Origin of the sequence: Allobosea sp. (genome assembly GCF_051860145.1) — a bacterium.
GTDB lineage: Bacteria > Pseudomonadota > Alphaproteobacteria > Rhizobiales > Beijerinckiaceae > Allobosea.
The window spans coordinates 191,249-202,896 of sequence record NZ_JBHYEM010000002.1 but is presented as its reverse complement, the minus strand read 5'-3'; the positions used below and the strand labels follow the sequence as shown (position 1 = coordinate 202,896).

The window sequence follows — 11,648 nt, the reverse complement described above, 5'->3', positions numbered from 1 at the left end:
CGATGATGAAAATGCAAATCGATCCGTTCCAGCTCGAGATCATTCGGGCCAGCTTCGACAGCATCGCCGAGGACATGGCCCTCACGTTGATGCGCACGGCGCACTCGGGAATCGTGCGTGATTCGCTCGATTTCTCGACCTCGCTCTGCGACGCGAAGGGCGAGACGCTGGCGCAGGGTGTCTGCACGCCGATGCATCTCGGCAGCTTCTACGACGCCATGCGCAAGCTGCTCGAGATATACGATGGCCGCATCTACGAGGGCGACATCTTCATCCAGAATGACCCCTACGAGGCCGCCGGACAGCATCTGCCCGACATCTATATCGCCAAGCCCGTTTTCCACGCCGGCCGCCTCGTCGCCTGGGCGGTCGCGCTCGCCCACCATTCTGATGTCGGCGGCATCGTGGCCGGCAGCAATGCGCTCGGCGCCTACGAGATTTTCCAGGAGGGCCTCCGGATCCCCATCCTGAAGTTCATCGAGCGCGGCGTCCGCAACCAGGCGCTCTGGGACATGATCGCGATCAACGTGCGGACGCCCGACAAGGTGATGGGCGACCTTCAGGCCCAGATCTCCTCCTGCCTCAGCGGCGAGCGCGAGTTTCTGAATCTCGTCGAACGCTACGGCGTGGACACGATCCTGGACTATGCCGACCACCTGCAGGACTACACCCAGGCACTGACACGGGCCGAGCTGCTCGACATCCCGGAGGGCACGTACCGGTTCACCGATCATATCGACGGACTCGGCGAAAAGCCGGAGCCGGTGATCTTCAACGTGACGATCACGATCAAGGATGGCCGCGCCATCGTCGATTGGGAGGGCTCATCGAAGCAGGTGAGGGGCGGCATCAATCCGAGCTTCCCCTTTACCAAATCCTCGGCCTATGCAGCCTTTCGGTCGCTGATGAAGGCCGATGTTCCGAATACGCACGGCTTTACCCGCCAGCTTGAGATCAGGGCGCCGCTCGGCTCGATCATGAATCCGAACTTCCCGGCTCCCTGCGGTGCGCGCGGTATTTCCGGCTATCGCATGATCGACTGCATCCTCGGCGCCATGGCTCAGGCGGTGCCGGAACGCGTCACGGCCGATACCAGCGGCGGCGCCAGCATCCCGACCATCGCAGGGTATCGCGAGGGCAAGCCCTACGTCTTCTGCGAGACCTTCATGGGGACATGGGGCGGCGCGGCCGGCCATGACGGACAGAACGGCCTGCCCCATATGGGCGCCAACCAGTCGAACGTCCCGATCGAGATGATCGAGATGGAGTATCCGATCCGCATCGAGCAATACGGCCTCGTTCCCGACACTGGCGGCCCCGGTACGCATCGCGGCGGGCTGGCTTTGACGCGGTCCTACCGCGTGCTCGATGGCGAGGCGATCCTCAACGTCCGCTCCGACAAGCGTGATTTCCCTCCGCACGGTCTCTTCGGCGGCAAGCCTGGCTCCTCCTCCTGGAACCTGATCAATCCCGACCGGAACAGGCAGGTTCTGCCGGTGCTGATGACGGAGGTGGCACAGCTGCAGGAGGGCGACCTCTTCCAGCAAATCATGAGCAGCGGCGGCGGCTACGGCGACCCGCTCCTGCGCGAGCCCGGCATGGTCCTCGACGATGTCCGGGAGGACAAGGTCACGCCAGGCCATGCGCGCGAGGCCTACGGGGTCGCCATCATCGGCGCAGGCCGGCATGCCACGCTGGATGCGGACGCGACCGCATCCTTGCGCGCCGACAGGCGCCGGGCGGAGGCTCGTCTATGAGCCTGATCGTCCTGAGCCTCGACGAGGTCGAGCGTATCGCCTTCGACGCGTTGATGGCCGCTGGCGCTGCGTCCGATGCCGCCCGCCCGCTCGCGTGCGCGGTGATGGCGGCCGAACGGGACGGGGTCGCCTCGCACGGCCTCGCCTATGTACCGACCTATTGTGAGCATCTGGTCTGCGGGAAGGTCGACAGGGCGGCCGTACCGATCGCCGAAACCCGCGGCTCGGTCGTGAGCGTCGATGCCGCTTCCGGCTTCGCGCATCCGGCTATCGCGCTCGGCTTCACCAGACTCGTGCCTCTGGCCAAAGAGCTCGGCGCGGCCATTCTCGTCGTCCGGAACTCGTACAACTGCGGCGTGCTCGGCCACCACACCGACGCGCTTGCCCGGGCAGGCCTCGTTGGCCTCGGATTCACCAATGCCCCCGCGTCGATCGCCCCCGTCGGCGGCACGCGCCCGGTCGTCGGCACCAATCCCTGGTCGGTTGCCGTGCCGGATGGCAGGGGCGGCGTTGGCCTCCTGATCGACCAGAGTGCGAGCGTCATCGCCAAGAGCGAGGTGATGCGCCATGCTCGGACCAACCAGCCCATCCCACTCGGCTGGGCGCTGGATTCGGCTGGGCGCCCGACCACCGATGCCGGCGAGGCCCTCAAGGGGACGATGGCGCCTTCCGGCGGCTATAAGGGTTTTGGTTCGGGGCTTCTCGTCGAATTGTTCGCCGCCTGCCTGACCGGCGCGACGTTGGGCATTTCGGCCTCGCCATTCTCTGGAACGGCTGGCGGCCCGCCACGGACTGGGCAGTTCTTTCTGGCCGTCTACCCCGAAGCTACTTCGCAAGGCGCCTTCGCTGACAGCGTTGCAGCACTCGTAGGAGCTCTTGCGGCTCAGGAGGGCGCGCGCGTACCAGGTTCGCGCCGCATAACCTGCGCTCGCGAAGCAGAACGAAACGGAATCTCGATCGACAGCGTGCTCCACCAGCGCCTCTTGGCTCTCGCCGGCTGAGGTGAGTCGGCCGTGTCTCTTTTGGCTTGGTCATCGGAGGTTACGCAGCGCTGATTGGGCCGGATCGCTGTTCAACCGGCGCTGGACAGATACTGGTCTATCTTCGGCGGGCAGGCGCTCTCGCTCATCAGGTCGGCCCTGACGCAGTTCGCCCGAGGTCGCCATGATGGAGGGCCTCGCTGGCGCGGGCGTGATCCTGGGAGGGTTGATGGCAACAGCCCTCCGCCCACGGCGAAAGATCGTGTGGATCCTCGGTAGCTTTGCGACCTCCTGCTTCGCTCTCGCGATGACGGGCCTCGCGCCGGCGGGGATGCTCTGGCTTGGCGCGGCGTGTTGGTCCTTGAGCGGCCTGCTCTACATCCTCGGCAGCACCCCGATGACGGCGCTCCTTCAGACCATCATGCCGAGCTCTCTGCAGGGCAGGGTATTTTCACTGCTCACGACTATGTTGGCTATGGCGGGTCCGGTCGGGCTCATGCTCGGCATGGATCCCTGGATCGCGCGGCCAAGGCCGCTCGCCTGGGATGACGGAGGTTTGATTCCGTGAGGTCGCGGCGCGCTTCAGTAGTCCGTCAGCACAACGGTTGCCGATGGACTCGGCGAGCCGAGGAGCTGGCGCGCGACCCTTTCCCTGAACAGGTCGGAATGCCGCGATGCGATCGTATCCGCGTCGTCAGGGTTACGCTGCTCGATGGCCTTGAACAGGTCGCGGTGATCGGTGACGATCTGCGCGATGTGGGCCTCGAACTGATCGGTCGTATTGTCGCCGACTTCGAAACACTGCCGCGACAGCCGCATCGCCTCGAGCTGCAATTCCGAATAGGTCTGCTCGAGGAACGAGGAATCGGCGGCGAGCGCGATCTCCTTGTGAAACCGGAAATTCGCCTCGTTCATGAAGGCGTCATTGCCGTCTCGAAGGCTCTTTTCGAAGGCGAGCATCTCGCCGCGGATCCTCTCGAGCTGAGCGGGGCTTCGCCTGATCGCGGCAAGCCTGTGCAGGGATCGCGACAGCAGCCGGTTGGCCTCGAAGAACGGCCGCAATTGGCCGACTTCGAACGACGATACCCGGATCTGCCGCCCGTCCCGCTGCAGTAATCCCTCCGACACGAGACGGATTACGGCCTCCCGCACGGGCGTTCGCGACACGCCGAGCTCACTGACGATCCGCGCTTCGTCGAATACGGAACCGGGTACGAGATCAAGCGACAGGATCCGCTGGCGCAAATCCTCGTAGACCCGGTCTCCATTGCGCACGGACGAGTCCGAACCCAGCGCAAGACTCATCTCCGCCCTCCAATTTGCCCGACTTGCTCATAGCGGAATACTGTTTGGATTGACAATGTGTCCTAATTGGATATTCAATGTATCCAACAAGCGGAGAGGGTAATGAGCTGGACGGTCGGGGTGGATGTCGGCGGCACGTTCACGGATTTTTACGTCGTGAACGGCGCCACGCAGGAGGTCATCGTCCATAAACGGCCCTCGACGCCCGAGGACCCGTCCCGCGCCATCCTTGCCGGCCTCGCCGAGGTGGCGGAGAGCTCAGGCGTGGAGACCGGCGCGATCGTCAGGCTCGCGCATGGCACCACCGTCGCGACCAACGCGCTGATCGAGCGCAGCGGCGGCAAGGTCGCGATGATCACGACCAGGGGCTTCCGGGATCTGCTGGAAATCGGCCGGCAGGTACGCCCGAAGATCTACGACCTCAAGGCCGATGCGCCAGCTCCGGTCGTTCCACGGCAGCGCCGCTTCGAGATCGCGGAGCGCATCGGCCCGCGCGGCGAGGTCGTGACGGCCCTGTCGGATGCGGAGATCGAGACGGTGGTCGCGGCGGTCGCTGGCAGCGGCGCCGATTGCTGCGCGGTCTGCCTGCTGTTTGCGTTCCTCAATCCGGAGCACGAGCGGAAGATCGGCGCCGCGCTGCGCGCGCGATTGCCGAACCTGCACGTGTCGCTGTCGAGCGACGTTCAGCCCGAGTTCCGGGAGTATGAGCGGTTCTCCACCACCGTGCTGAACGCGTATCTTCAGCCCAAGGTGACCCGTTACATGGCGCGGCTGCGCGAAACTCTCGAAAGCCACGCCACCGGCGTCGCGATCGGCATCAGCCAGTCTGCCGGCGGCCTGATGGCAGTCGAGCGCGCCGGACGGCTGCCGATCCGCACCGCATTGTCTGGCCCGGCGGCGGGCGTGGTCGGCGCCGTGGCCGTGGCCGCGCGCTCCGGCGAGGGAAATTTGATCACGCTCGATATCGGCGGCACCAGCACCGATGTCTGCCTGATCGAGGACGGCGCGGCGGCCATGACCTATGGTCGCGACATCGCCGATTTCCCGGTCCGGCTGCCGTCCATCGATATCAACACCGTCGGTGCCGGCGGCGGCTCCATTGCCCATGTCGGCCGCGACGGCCTGATGAAAGTCGGCCCGGAGAGCGCCGGCGCCGTTCCCGGTCCGGCCTGCTACGGGCGCGGTGGCGCCTTGCCCACGGTTTCGGATGCGAATGCGTTTCTGGGCCGCCTGCCGGCGACGCTCGTCGGCGGAGGGATGACGCTCGACCGCCAGGCAGCCGAACGCGCGATCGCGCCTTTGGCCGCGCGTCTCGGCCTGCCGCTGGCCGAGACCGCGCTCGGCATCATCCGCATCTGCGTCTCGAACATGGTTCGCGCGATCCGCGCGATCTCGGTCGAGCGCGGCTACGATCCCCGCAATTTCACGCTGATGCCATTCGGAGGCGCCGGAGGCCTGCATGCGGCCGATGTCGCCGAAGAACTGGCCATCCGCAGGATCCTGGTGCCGCTCTCGCCGGGCATTCTCTGCGCGGAGGGCGTGGCGATGTCAGACATCCAGGAAAGCTTCGTCGCCACCTGCCGCGTCGAGCTCGGTGACGATCTCTCGCCAATCGGGGCGGCCATCGCGGGTCTCTCCAATCAGGCGCGGCGCTGGAGCGACGGCGCTGCCGGCCTGGTCATCAGCGCCTCGCTGGACATGCGCTACGTGGGCCAGAACTACGAGCTTTCCATTCCGCTCGATGACGGCATGACGCTGCTTGCCGCCAACGAGCTGCGCGAGCGCTACCTGGCGACGCACAGCTCGAAATACGGGCATGCCGACGCCGCTGCCGCGATCGAATTCGTCAATGTCAGGCTCAAGGCGCACCTGCCGCAGGCGCATGGTGTTGCGCCCCGCCTGCGCCGGCAGGATGCCGGCTCTGCGCGATCGACGGCGAGCGCGTGGTTTCGCGCCGCTGCGCCGGACGCAACGCTGATCGTCGACCGGGGCACGCTCGAGCCCGGCGCCGTGTTGCAGGGGCCGGCGATCATCACCCAGTTCGACTCGACGACGGTGGTTCCGCCGAACTGGTCTGCACGCGTCGACGAAGCGCTGAACATCATCATGGAGCACCAGCCGTGAGCCAAGCCGCTCTCGACCCCATCACGCTGGAAATCCTGTGGAACGGGCTGCGCTCCGCGACGGATGAATGTTTCCTGACGATCCAGCGCTCCGCCTTCTCCACCAATATCAAGGAGCGCCACGATCATTCGGTCGCGGTGCTGGATGCATCGGGCCGGCTCGTCGTCCAGGCCGAGAACGCGCTGCCGATCCATCTGGCCTCGATGAGCGGTCTCGTCGAGATCCTGCAGGAGCGCTTTGCCGGGGACATCCAGCCGGGCGACATCTTCGTCGGCAACGACCCGCATGTCGCCGGCGGCACCCATCTTCCGGACATCAACCTGGCAGCGCCCGTTTTCGTCGACGACAAGCTCGCCGCCTTCGTCTGCAATATCGCCCACCATGCCGATGTCGGCGGCGCGGCGCGGGGATCGATGTCGGGCGGCCTGACCGAAATCTATCAGGAAGGACTGCGCATTCCGGTCGTGCGGCTCTTCCGCGATGGCCAACCCGTACGCGACATCCTCGACCTGCTTCTGCTCAACATGCGCTTGCCGACGGAGCGCAAGGGCGATCTCAACGCGCAGATCGCGGCGTGCCGCCTCGGTGTCGATCGCATCGTCGACCTTTGCAGCCGCAACGGGCTGGCCCGGGTCGAGCAGACCTTCGACGAGATCATCGAGCGCAGCCGCGGCCGGATGCGGGAGGCGATCGCGGGGCTGCCCGACGGCGAATGGTCGCATTCGGACATGATGGATGACGATGGGATGGGGCAGAGCGACGTCGTGATCGCTCTGACGGTGCGCAAGCGAGGCAGCGACGCGGTTTTCGACTTCACCGGCTCGGCGCCGCAGGTTGCGGGCAATATCAACCTCACCCTGAACGCGGTGCGCTCCTCGGTCTGCTACGCGCTCAAGGCTTTGCTCGACCCCTCCATGCCCAACAACGAGGGCGTGGTGCAGGCTTTCGAGATCGTCGCGCCGCAGGGCACGATCGTGAACTGCGTCGCGCCGGCCGCGGTCGCGCTGCGTGCCAATACCTGCCAGCGCGTGATCGACGTGGTTCTTGGCGCATTGGCGGCCGTGCTGCCCGAGCGGGCGATCGGCTGCGCCAACGGCGCCAATACCAGCATGGTGTTCGCCGGCACGGATCCGCATTCGGGCCAGCCCTATGTCTATCTCGAAACGCTGGGCGGCGGGATGGGCGCACGCAACGACCGGGACGGCAAGGACGGCGTCCAGGTCCACATCACCAACACCTCGAATCTCCCCGTCGAGGCGATCGAGATGGAATATCCCCTGCGCGTCGAGGAATATGCGCTGGTTGCCGATTCAGGCGGCGCCGGCACCTATCGCGGTGGCCTCGGCCTCAGGCGCGTGGTCCGGCCCGTCGGGCATGTTTGCGAATTCTCGGGCGTCGGCGAGCGTTTCCGGCACGCGCCGGGCGGCATCTTCGGCGGCGAGGCGGGGCGGCCCGGGCGGTTCCGGCTGCATCGCGCCGACGGCAGCGCCGAGCCTTTGCCGAGCAAGCTGACCGGCATGAAACTGTCGGCCGACGTCGCGGTCTCGGTCGAGACGCCTGGGGCGGGCGGTTACGGCCCGGCGGCCGGGCGTCTGCCGGAGCTGATCGGACAGGACCTCGCGTCCGGCAAATGCTCTGCCGACTTCGTCGCGACGCATTATCCGCGTTCCGTGCAGCCGGCGACGGAAACGCCTTCGCGAGCGAGCGATCTGGAGGTGACGGCGTGAAGACCGCAAGCAAGGCCTATCAGGGCATCATTTCGGCAACGCCGACGCCGCTGGATGCCTCCGGCAATGTCGAGGTGGCCGCCGTCCGCAAACTCGCGGCGCATCTCGTGGCGGAAGGCGCCGACGGGCTGTGTCCGGTCGGAGGGACCGGCGAATACGTATCGCTGACGCCTCGCCAGCGCCGGCAAATGCTGGATGCGACATTGGATGCCGTAGCCGGGCGCGTACCGGTGATCCCGGGCGTGTTGTCGGCAGGCTTCGGCGAATGCCTCGAGACGAGCCGGGAATTCGCTGCCGCCGGCGCCAGCGCGCTTCTGGTCGTGACGCCCTATTACGCGCGGCCGACCCAGGAAGGCATCGTCGACTATTTCAAGAAGCTGTCGGACGCCGTCGATGCCGATCTCATGCTCTACGAGATCCCGTATCGCACCGGCATCGCCCTGCGGCCGGAAACGGTCGATGCCCTGGCGCGCCAGACCCGCATCGTCGCAATGAAGGCCTGCAATCAGGATCTCTCGGTCCAGCTCCGCGCGATGGAACTCGCAGGCGCCGAGATCTCGATCCTGACCGGCGAGGAGAACGTCTTTCCCCTTCATGTCGCGATGGGCGCGCGGGGCGGCCTGCTCGCCACCTCCTGCCTGTTCCCGCGGATCTGGGCGGAACTCCATCGGCTGGCATCCAGCGGACGACTGGAGGAGGCGAAGGTGCTCCACGCCGAGATCATGCCGACCGTGAACACGCTCTATCGCGAGCATAATCCGGGACCGATCAAGGCGGCGCTGACCATGTCCGGCTTTCCGTCCGGGGAGGTGATCGCGCCGCTCCTGCCGATCAGCGAGGAGACACGCCAGCTCGTCGCCCAAGCCCTTCCCGCGACCTTCGAGCGCGAGCGAAGCCTGTCGAAGCCGAACTCCAACGCAGCCTAACGCCCACCCAGAAGAGTGGGCGCCATAAAGAGGGGATGTCGTCATGTCTGAATTCGAAAGCAAGTCCAACCTGCTCCGCCCAACCCGGCGCAAGCTGCTGACCACGCTCGGCGGCGGTGCGGCGCTCAGCGTCGCCGCACCGTTCGTGCTGCGCAACGGCCGCGCCGAAGCGCAGTCGAAGAACCTCGTCTTCGTGACCTGGGGCGGTACCTATCGCAGCTCGGTCGAGGAAGGGCTGATCAAGCCCTTTATGGCCGAGACCGGCATCAAGGTCACGGTGATCGACACGCCCGATCTCGCCAAGGTCAAGGCGCAGGTCACGACCGGCAATGTCGAGTGGGACGTGTTCGACGCGCCCGGTGCGCTTGGCACCGGCGGCGCGCGCGAGGGCTATTGGGAGCCATTGCCGGCCTCGCTCTTCGATGCCTCCGACCTCTCGATCCCTGCGACGAAGGACCTCGTGCCGTTCTATACCTTCGCCGGCGGCATCGCTTACGATCCCAAGCGCCACCCCGAAGGCAAATATCCGAAGAACTTCGCCGAGTATTTCGATGCGAAGGCCTTCCCCGGCCGCCGCACCTTCCGCAACCGGCCGAGCGAGACGCTGGAAGCGGCGCTACTCGCAGACGGCGTGCCGCCCTCCCAGCTTTATCCGCTCGACGTCGAGCGTGCCTTCAAGGCGCTCGACCGGATCAAGTCCAGCGTCGCGAAATGGGTCGACTCGACGCCGCAGACGATCACGCTGCTGCAGACCAACGAGGTCGACTTCAGCTACTCCTATGCCTCGCGCGTGAAGACCACCGGCGCGACCGGTGCCGGCATGGCCTTCTCCTTCGCGCAGACCTTGAACGGGCTCGAATATCTCGCCGTGCTCAAGAATGCGCCGAACAAGGAAAACGCGCTGAAGTTCGTCTCCTACGCCCTGCAGCCGAAGGCGCAGGCCGCGGTGATGGAGCTGCTCGGCAATACGCCGGTCAGCAAGAAGGCGCTGCCGATGCTCTCGTCCGAGACGCGCAAATGGCTGCCGAACATGGAATCCGACCAGAACCTCGTCATGAACGAGCAGTGGTGGTCGGAGAACTTCGAGAAGCTGAGCCGCCGTTTCAAGGAGTGGGTGCTCACCTGAGCACGCGCACCGTGTCGAATAGAGCAGCGGATCGAAGCTGATGACGCATTCGGATGCCTCCAGGGGGGCGGCCACCTTCGTGCTGCCGGCGGCCATCGTGTCGCTGGCGATCGCGGCCGTGCCGCTCCTGTTCATCCTCTGGACGAGCCTGGGTGGCGCCAGGCTCTCCCTGGAGGCGTTCGAGAACCTGCTGACGAGCCGCCTGTTCCAGCGCTCGCTCTACACGACGCTCGAGATCAGCATCTTCGCGTCGCTGATCAGTCTGGTGCTGGGCTATGTCGTGGCCCTGCACCTGGCACGCCAGCCGCCGCGCCGCCGCGCCGTCTACATGGTGCTGGTCCTGCTGCCGTTCTGGACGAGCATTCTCGTCAAGAGTTACGCCTTCACCGTGATCCTCGGGCGAGAGGGGGTCATCAACCTGGCGCTGAGCTGGATTTCAGGGACGCAGGTGGCGCTGCCGATGATCCTGAACCGGGTCGGCGTCATGGTCGGCATGACGAATTATCTCACGCCCTTCATCGTGTTCCCGGTGCTGGCGAGCCTGCTGGCGATCGATCCCGCGCTTTACCGCGCTGCCGACATCATGAGCGCCCGCCCGATGCGGGTGTTCTTCACCATCACCCTGCCGCTCAGCCTGCCGGGCGTGATCGCCGGCGTCTCCAGCGTGGCGGTGATGTCGCTCGGCTTCTTCGTCATTCCCGCCCTGCTCGGTGGCCGGCAGGATGTGATGCTGGCCAACCTCGTCGATTTCTACACACGCGAGACGCTGGACTGGAACATGGCTGCCGCGATCGGCGTGCTGCTGCTCGGCATGGTCGTGCTGCTCTCGGGGCCCGCGCTGTGGATGCGGCGCAACCAGCTCGCCGGAAAGGTGTGACGCGATGTCGGACGCCTTCGACCTCAAGGACCCGTTGAAGCGCCGCTATCGCCGCTTCGGCACGCTCCTGGCCGTGCTGGTCTACGCCTTCCTGCTGCTGCCGAGCCTGATCGTCATCCCGGTCTCGTTCGGGACGCAGCACGAGCTCCGCTTTCCGCCGCGCGAATTCTCGTTCGAGCTGTACCAGATCTTCTTCTCGACCTCCGCCTGGACGGGGCCACTGCTCCAGAGCGCCAAGATCGCGCTGATGACCACGGTCCTCGCCCTGGTGACGGCCGTGCCGGCGGCCTACGGCATCGTGCGCTACGAGTTCCCGGGCAAGAAGGTGATCACGCTGCTGATGATGAGCCCTCTCGTCATCCCCGCGATCGTGATGGCGCTCGGCCTCTATCTTTACTTCTCCTATCTGCGCGTCACCGGCACGACGCTGGCGCTCGTGCTCGGCCACACGATCTACGTCACGCCCTTCGTGATCGTGATGGTCGCGGCCGGCGTGCAGAAGCTCGACCCCAATCTCGAATTCGGCGCCACGCTGATGGGCGCCGGCCGCTACCGCATGTTCGCGACCGTGGTGCTGCCGCAGCTGATGCCCTCGATCCTGGCGGGCGGGCTCTTCGCCTTCCTCATCTCCTTCGACGAGGTCGTCATCTCCTGGTTCCTGGTTTCGGCCACGACCACGACCCTGCCTGTGAAGATGTATTCCAGCATCCAATGGGAGATATCGCCCGTCATCGCCGCCGTCTCGACCATGCTGACGGCACTCTCCTTCGTCGTTTGCATGCTGACTGCGGCGCTGCATCGCCGCGACGAGCCCGGGCGCTGAGCG

The 11,648-nt window shown here is 65.9% G+C and carries 10 protein-coding genes; 9 read left to right on the top strand and 1 reads right to left on the bottom strand.

Features of this window, described 5'->3' with window-relative positions; genetic code table 11:
• Nucleotides 1–5 precede the first annotated feature (5 nt).
• The 3 genes from ACTIF2_RS04150 (at nt 6) to ACTIF2_RS04140 (ending at nt 3,305) form a co-directional block, all read left to right on the top strand.
• Nucleotides 6–1,757, top strand: a complete 1,752-nt coding sequence (locus ACTIF2_RS04150; RefSeq protein ID WP_439495777.1) for a hydantoinase B/oxoprolinase family protein — start codon at nt 6–8, stop codon at nt 1,755–1,757.
• A complete protein-coding gene (locus tag ACTIF2_RS04145) occupies nt 1,754–2,758 on the top strand; it encodes an Ldh family oxidoreductase (protein ID WP_439495776.1) in 1,005 nt (334 codons plus the stop codon). Before ACTIF2_RS04150 ends, ACTIF2_RS04145 begins: the two co-directional genes overlap by 4 nt.
• Nucleotides 2,759–2,921: 163 nt before the next feature.
• Nucleotides 2,922–3,305: an MFS transporter gene (locus ACTIF2_RS04140; protein ID WP_439495775.1), complete on the top strand. Its 384-nt coding sequence runs from the start codon at nt 2,922–2,924 to the stop codon at nt 3,303–3,305.
• Nucleotides 3,306–3,319: 14 nt separating this feature from the next.
• On the opposite strand, the gene ACTIF2_RS04135 is transcribed toward ACTIF2_RS04140, so the two are convergent.
• Entirely contained in the window at nt 3,320–4,042 is a 723-nt protein-coding gene (locus ACTIF2_RS04135) for a GntR family transcriptional regulator (RefSeq protein WP_439495774.1), read from the bottom strand.
• A 102-nt stretch (nt 4,043–4,144) separates the two neighbouring features.
• On the opposite strand from ACTIF2_RS04135, the gene ACTIF2_RS04130 reads away from it, so the two are divergent.
• Genes ACTIF2_RS04130 through ACTIF2_RS04105 form a run of 6 tightly spaced genes read left to right on the top strand, consistent with a single transcriptional unit; the run spans nt 4,145 to nt 11,645 of the window.
• Nucleotides 4,145–6,166, top strand: a complete 2,022-nt coding sequence (locus ACTIF2_RS04130; RefSeq protein ID WP_439495773.1) for a hydantoinase/oxoprolinase family protein — start codon at nt 4,145–4,147, stop codon at nt 6,164–6,166.
• Nucleotides 6,163–7,893 (top strand): hydantoinase B/oxoprolinase family protein, encoded by a 1,731-nt coding sequence (locus tag ACTIF2_RS04125; RefSeq protein WP_439495772.1) that lies wholly within the window; start codon nt 6,163–6,165, stop codon nt 7,891–7,893. Before ACTIF2_RS04130 ends, ACTIF2_RS04125 begins: the two co-directional genes overlap by 4 nt.
• A complete protein-coding gene (dapA, locus tag ACTIF2_RS04120) occupies nt 7,890–8,819 on the top strand; it encodes a 4-hydroxy-tetrahydrodipicolinate synthase (RefSeq protein ID WP_439495771.1) in 930 nt (309 codons plus the stop codon). The genes ACTIF2_RS04125 and dapA overlap by 4 nt, the downstream gene beginning before the upstream one ends.
• A 43-nt stretch (nt 8,820–8,862) precedes the next feature.
• Complete coding sequence (locus ACTIF2_RS04115; RefSeq protein WP_439495770.1) at nt 8,863–9,945, top strand: ABC transporter substrate-binding protein; 1,083 nt, start codon at nt 8,863–8,865, stop codon at nt 9,943–9,945.
• A 40-nt stretch (nt 9,946–9,985) separates the two neighbouring features.
• Nucleotides 9,986–10,822 carry an ABC transporter permease gene (locus ACTIF2_RS04110; protein ID WP_439495769.1) on the top strand — a complete coding sequence of 279 codons (837 nt, stop codon included), beginning with the start codon at nt 9,986–9,988 and terminating at the stop codon, nt 10,820–10,822.
• 4 nt (nt 10,823–10,826) lie between these two features.
• Entirely contained in the window at nt 10,827–11,645 is an 819-nt protein-coding gene (locus ACTIF2_RS04105; RefSeq protein ID WP_439495768.1) for an ABC transporter permease, read from the top strand.
• Nucleotides 11,646–11,648 lie beyond the last annotated feature (3 nt).